This window comes from Pseudoalteromonas sp. '520P1 No. 423', from assembly GCF_001269985.1.
Taxonomy (GTDB): domain Bacteria; phylum Pseudomonadota; class Gammaproteobacteria; order Enterobacterales; family Alteromonadaceae; genus Pseudoalteromonas.
Map to the genome: position 1 here is coordinate 3,558,186 of NZ_BBZB01000001.1, position 15,804 is coordinate 3,573,989.

The 15,804-nt window shown below is 32.9% G+C and carries 16 protein-coding genes; 1 reads left to right on the plus strand and 15 read right to left on the minus strand.

Going from position 1 to position 15,804, the window contains the following annotated elements; all coding sequences use genetic code 11:
* Nucleotides 1-251 precede the first annotated feature (251 nt).
* Nucleotides 252-923, plus strand: a complete 672-nt coding sequence (gene mutH, locus PSA_RS16310) for a DNA mismatch repair endonuclease MutH (RefSeq protein WP_042143118.1) — start codon at nucleotides 252-254, stop codon at nucleotides 921-923.
* On the opposite strand, the gene PSA_RS16315 is transcribed toward mutH, so the two are convergent.
* The 15 genes from PSA_RS16315 to eno form a co-directional block, all read right to left on the minus strand.
* Nucleotides 900-2,735, minus strand: coding sequence for a hypothetical protein (locus PSA_RS16315; RefSeq protein WP_042143073.1), 1,836 nt, complete (start codon nucleotides 2,733-2,735; stop codon nucleotides 900-902). The genes mutH and PSA_RS16315 overlap by 24 nt on opposite strands.
* Nucleotides 2,722-3,621: a hypothetical protein gene (locus tag PSA_RS16320; RefSeq protein WP_052379824.1), complete on the minus strand. Its 900-nt coding sequence runs from the start codon at nucleotides 3,619-3,621 to the stop codon at nucleotides 2,722-2,724. Before PSA_RS16320 ends, PSA_RS16315 begins: the two co-directional genes overlap by 14 nt.
* Before the next feature lie 64 nt (nucleotides 3,622-3,685).
* Nucleotides 3,686-4,522: a hypothetical protein gene (locus PSA_RS16325; RefSeq protein WP_042143076.1), complete on the minus strand. Its 837-nt coding sequence runs from the start codon at nucleotides 4,520-4,522 to the stop codon at nucleotides 3,686-3,688.
* 39 nt (nucleotides 4,523-4,561) lie between these two features.
* A complete protein-coding gene (locus PSA_RS16330) occupies nucleotides 4,562-5,047 on the minus strand; it encodes a hypothetical protein (RefSeq protein WP_042143078.1) in 486 nt (161 codons plus the stop codon).
* A 61-nt stretch (nucleotides 5,048-5,108) separates the two neighbouring features.
* Nucleotides 5,109-5,624, minus strand: coding sequence for a hypothetical protein (locus PSA_RS16335; protein ID WP_231665276.1), 516 nt, complete (start codon nucleotides 5,622-5,624; stop codon nucleotides 5,109-5,111).
* The gene (locus PSA_RS16340; protein WP_052379825.1) at nucleotides 5,624-6,037 is read right to left on the minus strand and encodes a hypothetical protein; all 414 of its coding nucleotides are present in this window, start codon (nucleotides 6,035-6,037) and stop codon (nucleotides 5,624-5,626) included. The genes PSA_RS16335 and PSA_RS16340 overlap by 1 nt, the downstream gene beginning before the upstream one ends.
* Nucleotides 6,038-6,054: 17 nt before the next feature.
* Complete coding sequence (locus PSA_RS16345; RefSeq protein ID WP_052379826.1) at nucleotides 6,055-6,924, minus strand: hypothetical protein; 870 nt, start codon at nucleotides 6,922-6,924, stop codon at nucleotides 6,055-6,057.
* 21 nt (nucleotides 6,925-6,945) lie between these two features.
* Nucleotides 6,946-7,521: a hypothetical protein gene (locus tag PSA_RS16350; protein ID WP_042143082.1), complete on the minus strand. Its 576-nt coding sequence runs from the start codon at nucleotides 7,519-7,521 to the stop codon at nucleotides 6,946-6,948.
* A gap of 108 nt (nucleotides 7,522-7,629) precedes the next feature.
* Nucleotides 7,630-8,868, minus strand: coding sequence for a hypothetical protein (locus PSA_RS16355; RefSeq protein WP_042143084.1), 1,239 nt, complete (start codon nucleotides 8,866-8,868; stop codon nucleotides 7,630-7,632).
* A gap of 13 nt (nucleotides 8,869-8,881) precedes the next feature.
* Nucleotides 8,882-9,424 carry a hypothetical protein gene (locus PSA_RS16360; RefSeq protein WP_042143088.1) on the minus strand — a complete coding sequence of 181 codons (543 nt, stop codon included), beginning with the start codon at nucleotides 9,422-9,424 and terminating at the stop codon, nucleotides 8,882-8,884.
* Entirely contained in the window at nucleotides 9,417-11,069 is a 1,653-nt protein-coding gene (locus tag PSA_RS16365) for a hypothetical protein (RefSeq protein ID WP_042143090.1), read from the minus strand. Before PSA_RS16365 ends, PSA_RS16360 begins: the two co-directional genes overlap by 8 nt.
* Before the next feature lie 17 nt (nucleotides 11,070-11,086).
* Nucleotides 11,087-12,853 (minus strand): formylglycine-generating enzyme family protein, encoded by a 1,767-nt coding sequence (locus PSA_RS16370; protein WP_052379827.1) that lies wholly within the window; start codon nucleotides 12,851-12,853, stop codon nucleotides 11,087-11,089.
* 116 nt (nucleotides 12,854-12,969) lie between these two features.
* The gene (locus PSA_RS16375) at nucleotides 12,970-13,806 is read right to left on the minus strand and encodes a lytic transglycosylase domain-containing protein (protein WP_193216485.1); all 837 of its coding nucleotides are present in this window, start codon (nucleotides 13,804-13,806) and stop codon (nucleotides 12,970-12,972) included.
* Complete coding sequence (locus tag PSA_RS16380) at nucleotides 13,806-14,240, minus strand: hypothetical protein (RefSeq protein ID WP_052379829.1); 435 nt, start codon at nucleotides 14,238-14,240, stop codon at nucleotides 13,806-13,808. The genes PSA_RS16375 and PSA_RS16380 overlap by 1 nt, the downstream gene beginning before the upstream one ends.
* Before the next feature lie 170 nt (nucleotides 14,241-14,410).
* Nucleotides 14,411-15,703, minus strand: a complete 1,293-nt coding sequence (gene eno / locus PSA_RS16385) for a phosphopyruvate hydratase (protein WP_042143092.1) — start codon at nucleotides 15,701-15,703, stop codon at nucleotides 14,411-14,413.
* Nucleotides 15,704-15,804 lie beyond the last annotated feature (101 nt).

Consider the following 15,804-nt stretch of genomic DNA (forward strand, 5'->3'; position numbering starts at 1 on the left):
ACACAAAAAAAATAAAAAAAAACATTAAAAACAATAGGATATAAATTTCAAATCTATTTTAGAGTCATAAGAAAACAACAAAAACAAAATAGAACAAAAAACACACTGCTATAAAGTTATACACTGTTAAATTTAAAAATTTGAATTTCAAAACAAATATCAAGTGTTTTATTAAGAAAAGTAGGGTTAAAAACAATTTTTTGCTATTATTTAGCTCCTAAAATTGTTCGGTATTTAAAATGTCCACAAGCATGCGCCCTAGTGCACCACAATCTATCAATGAATTATTACGCCGCGTTGATGATATTGCAGGGCTAACAATAGGTGATTTAGCATCTAAGTACCAATTTAAAACACCTAAAGACTTATTGAGAGAAAAAGGCTGGATCGGACAATTAATAGAATGGGTATTAGGTGCTATGGCAGGCTCTAAACCTGAACCTGACTTTATTAATTTGGGCATTGAATTAAAAACACTACCAATTTCTTACTCAGGCAAACCCATTGAAACAACCTTTGTATCTGTTGTTCCTCTTAAAGAGTTACAAGGGCTAACATGGCAAAAGTCGCCTGTTAAAAAGAAACTTAATCATGTTTTATGGCTACCTATTTTATCTGAAAGAGATATTGCTCCTGAACAGAGAATTATTGGTTCAGGATTTTTATGGCAACCTACACCAAGCCAAGAAGCATTATTACAAAAAGACTGGGAGCAACAAATTGAAATGATTGCGCTTGGTGAAATAGATCAAATCAACGGAAAACTAGGTCAAGTACTGCAAATTAGACCTAAAGCAGCTAATTCTAAAGCATTAACTGATGCCATAGGTCCTAATGGTAAAATAATTCAGACTTTACCTAGAGGTTTCTATTTAAAAACAAATTTCACTGGAGATATTTTAAAAGCTCAATTTGGAATTTAAACTAAATTCACAGCCATCTAAGCTGATCAATGCATTTTTATCGATAGGAACTTTAGCGTATATCTCTTGGCTATTCATTTTTAACTTAGGCGTTTTTCTGTTCACAGGTTCAATAAAATAACCTGAATCATAACTTAAATAAGCAATAGCCTCAGAGCCATTAATGCAGCCAATATCAATAATGTTTTTATCTTGCGTGCCTAACGCCAGTCGTTCTCCAAGCATTACCCAAGTTTTATTTAAATCTAGCTCATGATCAGGCCATACTATAGCTAAATCATTAGACTCTAAAAACTGTAAAGGTAATGAATTAAAAGAAATAATCAAAGCTGAAGAATCATACTGACTTAGGTTAAGCATTAATTGGCAAGCCTTTAGCTCTTGGTTAATATCATTGGCAAGTAGAAGCCTACTATCAGCTTCTATTTGCACTAACCTGCCTTGTAATAACTGGTTGTCATTATATTGACAACCATATTTACTGCCTTGTCCTAGCAAATAAAAGTGATTGTTTTTATAAATAAATTGGCACTGTTTTCCTGCTTCATCTAAATGTTGATAACCAAAACTGAGCTGATGATTGTTTATAGTTAAATGGTCATGATCCGCTTTCACTTTACATAAATCGATTTGTTTATCTATGAAAAAGTGCACGCCTGACAAGGCCTTATCTGCAACAACATTCCCTTGTATATGAACTATATATTCATTAAGGTTTTTTCTTAATAAGCCTAACTCACTCACGACTGACTTTTTTATATTTTTGTTTTTTAATTGTTTATCTAACAGAGAATAAGCTAAGTAATACTCTTTAGCTGTAATCGCTTGTTTTACTTTTTTTACGGCTGATTTTTGATTTAACTTATAAAAACAGTAATAGATAAAAGTGCCTAAAAATAAAGCTATCAATAGCACACTTAAAAACTGTATTGGTATAGGTGATGTACTTTTGACTATGGTGAACTTGCTTAGCTTACTTCTATAATCAATTAAAACCGTTAAAGAGTGTTGCTCAAACTCTTTTTGCAATAATTGATTTAGCTCGCTAGCAGGGTAACTTGACGTCAAAGTAATCAGTTTATTACTTTCATTATTTGAGTCCGTCCCTTTTATTGTAAAATCAGACAAAGATATATATGTTTTATTTTCTGAAATAGCATTTAAAAATGAAGTGATGGCTTTTAGGTCTCTTGAATTAAAGCGACTAAACTCTAAATCATAGCGATAACGCTTAGGTAATCGGTTAATCTTTAAAGCTAATATATAACCAGCATCTTGCGCTAATTGATAAGCTTTTTTTGCCTGCCAGCGCTTAAAACACTCACCTTCACAGTTTACGGTTAAATCGTTATACCTTTTAGAGTCACTATAAGATTCAACTCTTTCGCCTGAGTCTAAATCAACTAAATAGCTTGAAAAACTGAAACGCATTCCTTTAACATTAAATATAGTTTCATCAAAGATTTCAATTCGATAAACTATGGCTAAATTAACTGCTAATTGCTGTGATTTATAATTATAGGTTTGAGCTAAGCTTAATAATTTATTATCTGAGATCACGTCGCAGGTTTTATTTATGCAATTATTTAAGTTTAATAATGATTGATCAAATACAGTAAAGTTATCATTTACTAACTGAGTTGAGAGTGCACTTGTGATATCTAAGTATATTTTAGGGGCGATGTTATTTTGTTTTTTACTTACATTTCCTTGTGGTACAACAACGAGTTGCCAGTTTGATTGCGCTAAAGTTTTATCGGTTAATAAAAAAAACAGTAAAAATATAACAAAATAAACTTTACCAAACTTCATTATTTTCCTTTGCTTTTTTATTTCTAAAGGTAATTCTTTTCACTGTAAAAGTATTCCCTTCAAAATTAATAACACTTTGCATATCTAATTCAGTAAGCATTTTGTTTAAGTTGCGATCTAACTTAGCAGTACCGATTGTTGATTGATACCAAATTTCACTGCGGGTATGTCTGATTTCGATTGGTCTATGATGAGCATACCCTGAAAAAATCACTAAATACTCTTCTATTGCCATATATTCTTTAGCGTTAAAACCATCAAAGATCAGAGCATATTCAGTTGTCATGCTATTTGAATCATTATGATCTGATATTTCATCACCATTATTTATCCATAATAGCTTTTCGGCTAATACTGCACCTAAGTCATTTGCTAATACCCGCGATTTATCTCCCACCACGGTCAATATACATTCTTGTTTACACTCAACAGGTCCGTTAAAGCTTTTACCGCTATCGACTTCAAAGCTACCTAAGTGCTTGCCTGTTTTTACATTTAATAAACGGCCCATCAGCAAAGTATTTATTCTGGTGCGAGATGTTAAATTTTGTGTACTGGCATATATTTGAAAAATAACAACAATATCAATAGGAGGCCTTTTACTGGCTCGCGCAATTTCAATCAGTTCACTGTCAGTCCTTCGAATTTTAGCGCTATTTCTATTTGATAAGGTCAATATTGCTTGATCATACACATCAAAGCCTCGATCATGCATTTGGTTAATTAAAGCATCTAAAACACGTTTGAAAATCCTGCTATCGCTAGGTACCGAATCACCTGCAGCATCTTCACCAATTATAAGAATATTGGGTTTATCTGCAGCCAAGGCCGGCGTTAGGGAACATAAGTTAAATAACAAAAATAATATGCTGTGCCACAGTCGCATTCTGACTTCCGCCTTAATAAGTATACTTTACATTATGCAGCATTTAAGCCAAATAAATAGGTTGTTAACAATCATTTTGCCATAATAATCTTGGGCCTTTTGCTTGAATGCCATCATAAGAGATATTTTTTAACCAAATATTACCTAAAGCAACTTGGTACTGCCCCGTGATAAATTGACTTTTATAGTATGTTTTTGTTTCACTGAGTTTTTTAATTAGGTTTATATCAATTGATAGCGGAAATAACCTTACCGGGGTGCCTGATTGAGTATTTGAAAATTGATACTTTTCACTTTTTGTCATTTTGCCATTAATAATACGCACAAAATCGCTCAGCTTTACGTTTTTTACGTGGCTATTTGCTATTAAGTTAATATCACCATTATTTAAGGTACCTAGCCTCATACCTGTGCATTGCGTTAATAACTGAAATAACATTTCACGTTCACTGACTAAATTTGGCCATGCCACTTCTATTGAAGGCCCTTTTCCAGCTAATACATCTTGATAGTTTTTTATCGCTTGCTGATCTGTCACTGGTTTATCATTTTTTGTATCTTGATGTTTAATCGCTTTGGTACTTTTATGCTGAGTGTTTTGATTTTTTGTATTTGCGATTTTATTTGGCTTATTTTGATTTAATTGACTCCGACCCCTTTTTATTTTTGGTGGTGCGGGTAACTCAATATTTGATAAGTTGATCTCAGTGGTGTTTGGTGCTTGTTTTTCTTTTTGAATTTGTTGCTCTGGCTGCTCCTGTAAAAATTTATTAGCTAATTTTTTTATTTGATGTTGCTCTATTACTTTCTGATTTAACAGGTATAAAATGGCTATTAAACATAATGACGTTGTTAATAAAAACAGCCCCTTTTTTTGAATGTTCGACTTTAAATTAATCATAATAGTGTCACCTCAATCAAATCAGTTTTATAACTGTGTTTAACCTGGATTAAGGCTATTTAACGCCTTCATATTCATTTTATCTGCAATCTCTCTTAATGACATTTTGCGCTGTGCAATAGCTTGCATATCTTGCTGCTGTGTAATTTGGCTAGTTTGTATTTTAGTTGCTAAAGTATCATCTGAAACTATCATTTTATTTTGCTTTGCTACTTGTTGTTCTTGTTGACTCTCTTTTATTTTGGCTGCATCGGACATCTCTTTCATTTGTGCTTTTATTTCATTCATTTGTTGCTCTAACATAGCAACCGTTTTGCTTTGAACTTCATTTTTTTGCTGCAATGTTTGAAATTGCATATTGATTGATTGCGTTATATCCACCAGCATTTCTTGGCTTGATTTACCTTGGTTTTGTGTTGTAAATACACTTGATAACCATGCTTTACTGCTTGAGTTACTATAAGCAAGATAACCAATTGCAGTAATAACGCTTAAGTAAAAAATGCTATAAATAAGTGTTTTCATAATTTTATCCTATTTAAAATCTAAACTTCATAATTCAATAATATGGCAAAACTAAAAGCGCTCAATTTTGATCTGGTGTATCAGCAATTGCACTTAAAGATACCCAAGCTCTGATCAAGTTTGCCGTTGGTAACCCTATTACGGTGGTCATAAATGCCGTTGAAAAATGAGTAGTTAACTCACCTATCACTAAATGAACCGACTCTGGCGTTAATGACTGCTGTCCTAAAGAGCCAATGCCTAAGCTAATACCGAGTAAGGTAAATGTTAATGCTAAAGTTGCAATGCCATTTGAAACTTGGCTACCCACTTCATACCAATATTCAGTATTATTGGCCGTTTTTACTTTAGCGCCAGAATAGATACCTATGACCAATAGCAAGCTATAACAAAATATAAAGCTCCAACTAAATACCTTTTCTAACCAAACAAATAAGTCAGCTAAATTCATTTGCATAACAAAACTGACTAGCGCTAATAAAATAATACCGACTCCACCCATTAGCCCTAATGTGCTTTTTATATTTTGGCTAAAGCTCATCATTAACGATGTGTTTTTCACCTCCATAGTAGACATTAGCGGCGTCCTTTTTTAGTCGATAAAATGCTATTACTGCTAATGTTCAGTTCACTTAACCAAAGCTCCATAGGTAATAAGTTTTTCTCTGCACTAGCATGGATTAAAAATGTCAGTTCATAGTTTTGAAACGCTCTTTGTACGATAGCTGACTGATTATTTAACAATCTATCATCACGTAACACCATACGCTCTACATCTGTTAATCTGCGGTAACTCGCATTCATACTCATTTTTTGCTGTTTTGGCGTGATTTGGTCGCTGGTAAATGTTTTTAACATCGCAGCACGTTCTCGCTCTAAATTTTCAAGCGTTAAAGCTGATTGTGCGTTTACTGATAGAGAAAAAGCACTTGCTAAAAAACCGATTGATAAAGACACAATAACCGTTTTAGTTTTCATTACTGTATTCATAATATGTTCCTTAATTCCTATAAAAATAAATCTGCAACACTTGAAGGGGATGTGATTTCTTGTCTGTTAACTTCCATCTCATCTGCACCGTAAGACATTTGGTACTCCATCTCATTTGCATCTAAGGCAACAAGTCTTGCCATATAACTTAATAACAAACTTTCTTGGTCTAACAGAGATTGCTCTGATGACACATCAATTAATAATTGGCGCAAATATTCTTGTGAGGTGACCTCTACCCCATTTAAAGTCGGTGATTTATTGGCGCTATGTTGGCTTATTTTGTTTTTAAGCTGATTAATTTTATCTAAGTTGGTAGCATACTCAGTAGCATAAGGGGATGCTTCGTCATAACCGCCATTTACTAAGTGCTGGTCAACACGGGTGATCATTTTTTCCATACGTACTCTGGCTGCTTTTTGTGATTGACGCAGCTGATAACCTAAACTGCTAGAATTTGACTGATTTTGAGCGGTCATTTTATCTAGAATATTTAAATACAAATCTTGTTTAGTAACTAACGCGCGCTGTCTTAAATTTTGACTTTCTTGTAATAAGTCTAAATAATGTGACTTTTGCTGTAACAGAGCGTGACGCTGTTCTATCAAATCTTCATCTTGCGCATTTGATAATTGTTCGCCTAAGACTTTCATCTTATTCACTGTATTAAGCATTTCTTTTTCAATATTGCTAACACGTGATGCCATAGGTGACATATTAAAGTCTTGCTCAACACGTTTTTCAATAATATTGACAGGTAAACGGATCAGTTTATCACTTGCTACCGGTTGCCAACTCACTTTAGACTTTTGACCATCAGCAGAACTCATAGCTGAAAAACTAAAGCTAGTTAATATGAATAAGAAAACTACTTTATGTAATAACATGACTCTCTCCTCTATTTTTATTTAGTGGTTTAACCAATATTGACGACGCTGAAGTTCTTCTCTTAATTGCGGGCTAATATTTAAAGAAACCACCTGCTGCGCATTGATTTTAGAAGGCTCTAATAATGCCGTTGCGGTATCAATTAATGAGGTGTAATCGTTGAAATATAAATCTTGCCCTGGAAATGCAGATTTAAATTGCACAAAAGCCATTTTTGCCTGACTTACATCCCCGCCTTTTATGTAATTAAAAATCGATAATGCATGCAGTTGCATCACATCTTGTGACAGGTGCAACGGCACTTTATGTGAAAAGTCACTTATACAATTTGATAATAAACGTGCTGAAGCTAAATACTGTGCCGTTGAACTTGATGTTCTGGCTGCGTTATCTAAAGCCAAAGCGTTGTGTTTACAGTCTTCATCTAAAGTAACTGGTTGAACATACTCAGGCTGTTTCTCTTGTACATTAGAATCAACAACAGCGATGTTAGAGATTGACTGGCTTTCTTTGTTAGTAGGTGTAGTTGAGCTACAACCCGTTAATAAAGCGATGCTTGTTGCTAAAGTTAAATATATAAACTGATGCGTTTTCATTTTCACTCCAAAATTATTAAATCTATTGGTATGAAATTAACTATGAAAAGCTTTGAGGTTTTTTTTGGGGGTTATAATTAATTTATTATTATTTAATTTTAGATTAATTTAAAAAGTCATAAGTTTATGCTGAAGTAAACGCGTATTTATTGATAATCGTTTTAGAATAGGTGAAATGGAAGCGACTGTTATAGGGCCTTTAATCTGTTTAATTTCATTATTTAAAGAAATAATTTGAGCATCAGTTAAAGGTGAAGATAAAGGCAATAATAAATAAAAAAGATCATTATTTAAATTGCTTGGTATTGTGATTGGCCAAGTGTTTTTTTCAGGTTTTAAATTAATAAGCTCTTTTTTATACCGAGTAAACATAAACACTTGTTTGGTGTTTTCTGGTGCGATAAATGATAACTGACATAATTTGGCATGTGCTAAAGTTTTAAATCGACCATTTACTAAATCTAATTTATTTGTAGAAAGTGGCTCATCACACTTTTTATTATCGGTATTTAAATACGTTTTTTCTCGAACATGTGCAATTAAATATGGGTTTTCATTTGTCACATTAACTTTATTTTCTGGGTGGTTATCATCTTCAAAGAGCGCAACCTTTTGTTGTGATTCATTATCTTGAGCAGTCTGTGTATTTATAATAAATAATAAAAGTAAAACGCTAAGTACTATCAAATATAGTGCATTTTTATTGTGAGCTATATAGTTCTGGGGTGATATTTTTTTTAAACTGTTCGCTGGTTTATTAATTAAGTGAATATTGCTAGTCACCTCCTTATTAGCTTTAGGCAAATGTGATTTCGCCTGTTCTAAATCAGAAACTTGAATGCAATATGCTTTATAAGGTGTTAGTTTTTCTGTTAAATAATCTTGTACAGGCAATAAAAATTTAACGTCAAAACCTAAGTTTTGCCAAGTCAAAATTTGATTTTGTGCAAGCTTAAGTTTAGTTGTTATATGAGTAACATTTTTAACTGACTTATCTTTTATATTGATTTCGCCAGTTAAACAGAATATATGATCATTTTCATTAGGTACGCCATCTCCTAATAAATCAATTGATTCTAAATAGTGCGCAATATAAAACCCTAATTGCCAGCTGTTACCATGATCTATATTGCCCGATACATCAATGCGATAAGACTGACCATTAAAATCTTTTTGAATAATACCAGAGCCTTTTTTTACAAAACTATGATAAGCATTACTTATATTTAATGATTGCGCGGTGCCATTAAGGCATACAAGTGACATAACATCAGGATCATCAATTAACTCTATATCCTGAACGGCAACTAAGCCTTGTGTTGTCGCTATAAAAACATGGCTCTTCATTTAGGACTTTTCATTATAATAAAAATATTTTTGCATTTGCATTACTTAATAATTGATATTCTGGTGATTCTTGTTCGAGTATTAGCTGGCTCCTGCCATCAATTAAATTAGGAAATTGTACGCGTTTAACTTGCTCGTTTAATTGACAGTGTAAAATAATTTCATCCGTTTGATGATGCGCAGCACTGTGTTCTATCATTAATATGACATATATTTGATCAACATGTTTTTTAGTCGCTTTAAATTTTAAAGTAAAACCTTCTCCAAATCGTTCATTTAAATCATGTTCACTGCTTGCAGCTGCTTGATAGTCACTTATTGAAAACTGATATTGCTCAAGTAGCATTAAATACTGGTTTCGAGTATTTAAGTTTTGTTTGATGGCTAACTCAATTTTTAATGTATTAGCTTTGTCTTTGGCAAATATATAAGCAAATAAATCGCCAAATAAAACAACTGAGTGATTTTGTGTTTCGTGTATTTGTTTTAGATGCTGATGTGCAATATAAACTTTCTCTGCCAAACTATTGTTACAAGATTGCTGTTCATTATTCATCGCTCACTCCATAAAGTGAATTTAACTTATTAAAGAATATGAAAGTATCTGAGCGAAAATTTTCACCTTTTGAATTAGCTTGCTGAGATTGTTCGCTTAACAATGTATCTAACTGACCAATAAAGCAGTTTAACTCTTGTTTTAACTTTAGCAATAAGTCTTGGCCTTCATGATAAACATCAAGTTCTTGCAATTGCGGTAATGTATTAAACCCTGCTTTATTATTCGCATTAAAAACTCGGTTTGCATGTTTTAATGTTTTATTTAATTCAGGTAACTTTAATTGCCATTGAACCATTTCATTAAATAGCGCATTGATATTTTTTATCTTAGTACTATTTACTTGCAGTGCTAATAATGCTTGTAATTCTTTTAGTAACTTTTTATCTGTTACTAACTGATTAAACAAAGTAAACATTTGTGCTTGTTCATGCTGATGGTTTATATGTAATAAAGCCCACAAAGTATCAATAATTTGCTGATAAATCTCAGATATTAACGCATTGAATAATTGATAGTTTGTTTCAGGGGGTTGATTGATTTTTTGAGTGATTAACTGATTATCTTTTTTTCGAGCCGCTTGTACTATTGCAGCTTGCAAACTACCAAATACATGCACTCTAGCAACTGTAAGTACTAACTTTTTAGAAAAAGGCAAACATTCAATAATGGGTTTTAAAGCCAAGGTTTGGTTTTTTGTTAAAAATTTAGGTTTTTCATTTAACCAATCTATCTCTAGTTTATCTTGTTGTAGCTGTACTAAAGTTTGCTCTAATAAGTCTGCCGAGACTTCTCCTGCTTCAATGTTTTCACCAATTGATAAAGATGAACGTGCATTTATTTTTGAATAAGAAACAGATAAAGCATGATGAAATGAAACCAACTCATAGAAACAGCTAGAAAATAACTTAAAACCTAAATTATTGCCCTCTTCACTGGCATTAAACCAAAAGTTTAAAATATATTCATCGGTTAGCCATGACGTGCTATCAAGTTTACTTTCTGAAGTAGTCTGATTATCTAAAAAACTTGCCATAAAACGAAAGCGTCGCTGCTCTTGCGCTGATGACAAATGTTGCGTTAAAAATTGATATATCTTTTTTTGTAAGTCAGATGTGATTTCTTTTATTTTTAATGTGTCTGCGGATACTAAACTTAATTCAAATTCATTGATTAAATTAGGGTCTACATAAACAATAAACTCCAAAAGTGCAGCGAGTAAACCTACTCTAGAAATTGATATATCAAATTGTGTGCTTTTAAGGTTTACACGCAGTAGGTTATCAGTAATTAATATCTCATATTCATTACTACTAAACTTGTTTTGAAAGTGATTTCTAAAATGTGCTTGTGATAAAAACTCATTTTGCCAAAAGTAACTTAATAATGGTGAAAAACGACGTGTATTTTCATTCTTTTCAGGCGCCTGATAATTGATGATCGCAAAACATAAATAACTTAATTCTAAGCAAAGCTTGCCATAATTTCGACAGACTATATTTTGCGATAAGCTATCTATTTCATGTTTTTTAAACTTTGTTTGTTCACTATTGTGTAATGACGGCATTTCTCTTAAGGAATAAAATATGCCTTGCAGCTCATCACTTACACCAAAGTTAGTGATCACACTTGTCATTTTTTGCAAAATATCACTTCCTCTGTTTATAAATCTTGCGCTAGTCGAAAACCATCATCATCAAAACGTGCATTTTTATCGTGACGATACCTCACACCTAAACGTAATTGGCTTTGTTTGCTTTTGTAGGAGCCATCTTTTAATACGGCCTTACTACAACGCCCTGTTAACCAAGCAGAGCCATCATTGGGCGCATTCTTAAAATTATCATTCCAACAGTCTTGCACGAGTTCTTTCACATTACCGTGCATATCATATAAACCAAACCTATTTTTAGGATATGTTTTAACATCGTCAGGATACTTTTGTTTTTCACACTGATTTGAATAATACCCAAATCGCGCTTGTGAGCAATTGATACGGTCGCCCCATGTGTATTTATCATAACTTCCCGCTCTTGCTGCATACTCCCATTCAGCTTCGCTAGGTAAACGATATTTTTGCCCTGTTTTTTTATTAAACCAAGGTATAAACTGTTTGGTTATTTCATTCCAACTGATATTAACCACAGGTTTATTTTTACTATTTATAAAACCTTTAGGCTGATGTAAACAGACTTTGTCTTGATAACATGCTTGCCATAATGCAAATGTGACTTCTGTAGCCATAAGCTTAAAAGTCGCGACTTTTACCTTATGCACAGGTACTTCATAACTAGAAATATTTTTTACACCCATCATAAAGTCACCTGAAGGGATCGTTATAAATTGCACATCAAAAGAGTGTAAAAATGTACGTTTATTTTTTAATTGTTCCACTTTCGCCAATGCACTATCAGTATATTGTCCCTCAGGATACTCATTTAAGTACGCTGTATAGCTTTGTTCTGTATCGGTTTTATTTGCTAACAGCCAAGCTTGATTATCTAACTCTATGGCTTTGTTTTTACGCATTAAAACTAAATGTGATAAGTTATTTTCAGCCTGTTTGGCATACTTGCCACTCATATAATTTGATAAGTACTTTTGATATGAGACTTCATTATTAATTTTTTGGGCATTCTGCCAAGCGGCATCATCTTGTTGATTAAATTTATTTTTTTTATCTGTTATTAATTGATTTAAATTATCTCTTGCTTGTTTTAGATAAGGGCTTTGAGGATTCTTTTCGATATAGTTTTTATAAGCTAATTCTGAATTTTCAACTTTAGCCGCAGTCCACTTATCATGAATAATTTCATCAGCTCTGGATTGCGCCAATTCATCATACTCACCATTAGAGAAAGATTGGCTAAAGCGTTCATAACTATCTATATCATTTGTTTCTTTAGCTTTCTTCCAAGCATTTTCTTCTAATTGAAAATGTTCAATCCAGCTTATCGCTGTGAATGTTAAAGCGATTAGGGTTATTAATATAATTATTTTATTTTTATAGGCTTGGCAAACTTGAATGATTGATTTTAAATATTTTTGAATGTTTTCAGAGTTGTTCCTGCTTATTTTCTTTTCATTTAATTTTGTAGGATTTGATTTCAATTCTTGCAGCTTATCTTTAAAAAAATCAGTGATCTGCAGCTCTGTTAAACCAATTTCCTTGCCTGATTCAATTAATGCTTTTTTTAATTTATTATCTGTTTCAATAACTGAAATATGCTTTTCTAAGCTAGCTAACCAATTTTTCAACGGTATTAGTTGCTCTCTGATACTGAGCTCAATCTCAGAAATAAAACACATTAAAGCCGTTTCGTCTAACCCAGCAACATGAGCTAAAGTGTTTAACTCCTGTTTGTCACCACCGGAGATTTCACCTTTATGTGTTAATATATCTATAATTTTTGCATACAGAAACCTCAACTCACTTTTGACTTTAAGTGTTTGGTTTTCATTGATATTTATAGGCCCTACATTATTTTGTTCTATTTTCCTTAACCTTTTAATGCTTTATTCAGTTATGAGTTACCAAATAGCCATTAATTAGATAACTGACCATTTGGTTTGTAAATTGACTCCCATTGTCTTACTTTTTGCTTACGTGTCAACATGCTAATGTCTTCAACATGATTACTTTGTTTATTTATATTTGATTCTTTACTTTGCTGCGGCGCTCTATATTTTTTATTGCGGGTTAAATTGTGACGTCTGATCTTTCTTATATGGCTTAATTTAGCTAATTCATCTTCTGATAAATACTTATAGTCATCAATTTCATCCAATACCGCTTCGCTGTCACTATTTTTAGCAAAGTATTCATTAATATGTTTTTTTATTAGTTTATTTACAAATACATGGTTTTTAAAATTTTTGCTCGTTGATATAACTTTACGCACATACTTATGTGTTGCAGGGATCACTTTTAAACTGCCATCATACTGCCTAACAGCTGAGCCACCATTGTAATGAGATAAAGCAATATCTAACCTTTGGTCGTACATATTCATTAACTGCTTTAAATACCGAATGCCTATATCTATATTAGTTGAGATATCATAAAGCTGTGCTGCTGATACGTTAAACTCCCCCATAGCTGTTGCGGGCATAATTTGCATCACACCTCTGGCCCCTGCATGACTTAAAGCATCGCCTTCAAAGTTAGATTCGACCTTGGCAACTGACAATGCCAAAATTGGGTCTAGATCATATGCTATCGACTTTTCAATGATAGTATTCATCACTTTTAATTTTTCAGATTGATATGACGCTTGTGCATTATGAGTAGCACACAGTAATAACATAAAGATAAAACAGGCTTTAATACTATTAGCTATATTCCTTATACTCCTATTACACATTTTGATTATTGAAACCATTATATTTCCTCCAGACGTGATAACCATTGCTCGTTTAAGGTTGTTATCAAAAGGTTTGAGCTGTTTATTTGTGTTTTAAGTGTAATAACCTTAGAAATAGGCAAATTACTTTCGATAGCTAAAATAAGCTTATCTTGAGGGTTAAAACTGTTAGCTTTAATTGAATTCAGATCTGTATCATAAAAAAGACCATGATAATAAATTACATATTTAAGCGCTTCCCCTTTTGTTTGCTTTTCTTTGTCTGTATTTTCTTTAGTGACTGCTATCGTTTTTGCTTTAGCTAACTCTGATACCTGTTTTGATTCTGCTGGCACACCCATAGATATTAAAGCCAAAATCAGCAGTGCAAAAAATGCCATAGATAAAGCAAGTGCTACTTCAGTCAGTGCTTGTGTTGTTGAATTTTCATGTTCTTTTAATTTAATAGCCACGACTAATCACTTATATATAACTTTAATATAAATGTGTTATGAAAAGCTTTGAGTGATTTTTAAAGATGTTAGAATTATTTTAGAGTTAATAGGTAGGTTATTTTCAAATATGGAAAAGGTTTGGTGTAAAACCAAACCTTTTATTTAAATCATGCTAGTGAGCAGATTTATTATTGACCTTTAATTTCGCTACGGCCTTTATAAGCAACTTTATCGCCTAAAGTACCTTCAATACGAAGTAGTTGGTTATATTTAGAAACACGGTCAGAACGACATAGTGAACCAGTTTTGATTTGACCTGCAGCAGTACCTACCGCTAAATCAGCAATTGTTGCATCTTCAGTTTCACCTGAACGATGTGAAATAACAACTGTAAAACCAGCATCTTTAGCCATTTTGATTGCTTCTAAAGTTTCAGTAAGCGAACCAATTTGGTTGAATTTGATTAAGATAGAGTTACCGATGTTTTCATCAATACCACGCTTAAGGATTTTAGTATTAGTAACAAATAAATCATCACCTACTAATTGTACTTTCTCACCGATTTTATCAGTTAAGATTTTCCAACCAGCCCAATCACTTTCGTCTAAGCCATCTTCAATTGAAACAATTGGGTGGCGCTCAGAAAGACCCGCTAAGTAATCAGCGAAACCAGCTGAATCAAATACTTTACCTTCACCTTTAAGGTCGTATTTACCGTCTACGAAGAATTCAGGTGCAGCACAATCTAATGCTAATGTGATATCTTTATTCATTTCGTAACCAGCAAGTGTTACAGCTTCAGTAATGATAGCAAGTGCTTCTTCATTTGATGCTAAATCTGGTGCAAAACCACCTTCATCACCAACTGCAGTGCTTAAACCACGATCACTTAATACTTTTTTAAGTGTATGGAAAATTTCAGCACCCATACGTAAAGCTTCAGTGAAAGTTGATGCGCCTACTGGCTGGATCATGAACTCTTGAATATCAACGTTGTTATCAGCATGCTCACCACCGTTGATGATATTCATCATAGGTACTGGCATAGAATATTGGCCTGAAGTGCCATTTAAATCAGCGATATGTTCGTAAAGCTCAACACCTTTATCAAGTGCTGCAGCTTTAGCAACTGCTAATGACACAGCTAGAATAGAGTTTGCGCCAAATTTTTCTTTATTTTCTGTACCATCAAGCTCAATCATAATGGCATCAATTTTAGCTTGCTCAACTGGATTCTGACCAATTAAAGCTTGGCCAAGTTCGCCATTAATGTAATTTACTGCTGTTAGAACACCTTTGCCTAAATAACGTGATTTATCACCATCGCGTAATTCTAATGCTTCACGGCTACCTGTTGATGCGCCAGATGGTGCACATGCACGGCCCCAAAGACCGTTATCTAAATGTACATCTGCTTCAACAGTTGGATTACCGCGTGAATCCATTATTTCACGACCAATGATTTTTACTATTTTTGACATTTTAGTTCCTCTTCCCAATGATAGTTTTAGTAATTCGTGGATATTAATACTCATTCAATAGAACAGTATTAATTTTTAGCAATAAAAAAGCCGTGTCAATG

Excerpts from the sequence above, each read along its gene's own strand:
- PSA_RS16350 (WP_042143082.1), bottom strand. The coding sequence starts at position 7,521 with ATGAAAACGCATCAGTTTATATATTTAACTTTAGCAACAAGCATCGCT.
- PSA_RS16330 (WP_042143078.1), bottom strand. The coding sequence starts at position 5,047 with ATGAAAACACTTATTTATAGCATTTTTTACTTAAGCGTTATTACTGCA.
- PSA_RS16320 (WP_052379824.1), bottom strand. The coding sequence starts at position 3,621 with ATGCGACTGTGGCACAGCATATTATTTTTGTTATTTAACTTATGTTCC.
- PSA_RS16340 (WP_052379825.1), bottom strand. The coding sequence starts at position 6,037 with ATGAATACAGTAATGAAAACTAAAACGGTTATTGTGTCTTTATCAATC.
- PSA_RS16375 (WP_193216485.1), bottom strand. The coding sequence starts at position 13,806 with ATGGTTTCAATAATCAAAATGTGTAATAGGAGTATAAGGAATATAGCT.
- PSA_RS16335 (WP_231665276.1), bottom strand. The coding sequence starts at position 5,624 with ATGTCTACTATGGAGGTGAAAAACACATCGTTAATGATGAGCTTTAGC.
- PSA_RS16355 (WP_042143084.1), bottom strand. The coding sequence starts at position 8,868 with ATGAAGAGCCATGTTTTTATAGCGACAACACAAGGCTTAGTTGCCGTT.
- PSA_RS16325 (WP_042143076.1), bottom strand. The coding sequence starts at position 4,522 with ATGATTAATTTAAAGTCGAACATTCAAAAAAAGGGGCTGTTTTTATTA.
- eno (WP_042143092.1), bottom strand. The coding sequence starts at position 15,703 with ATGTCAAAAATAGTAAAAATCATTGGTCGTGAAATAATGGATTCACGC.
- PSA_RS16345 (WP_052379826.1), bottom strand. The coding sequence starts at position 6,924 with ATGTTATTACATAAAGTAGTTTTCTTATTCATATTAACTAGCTTTAGT.
- PSA_RS16315 (WP_042143073.1), bottom strand. The coding sequence starts at position 2,735 with ATGAAGTTTGGTAAAGTTTATTTTGTTATATTTTTACTGTTTTTTTTA.
- mutH (WP_042143118.1), top strand. The coding sequence starts at position 252 with ATGCGCCCTAGTGCACCACAATCTATCAATGAATTATTACGCCGCGTT.
- PSA_RS16360 (WP_042143088.1), bottom strand. The coding sequence starts at position 9,424 with ATGAATAATGAACAGCAATCTTGTAACAATAGTTTGGCAGAGAAAGTT.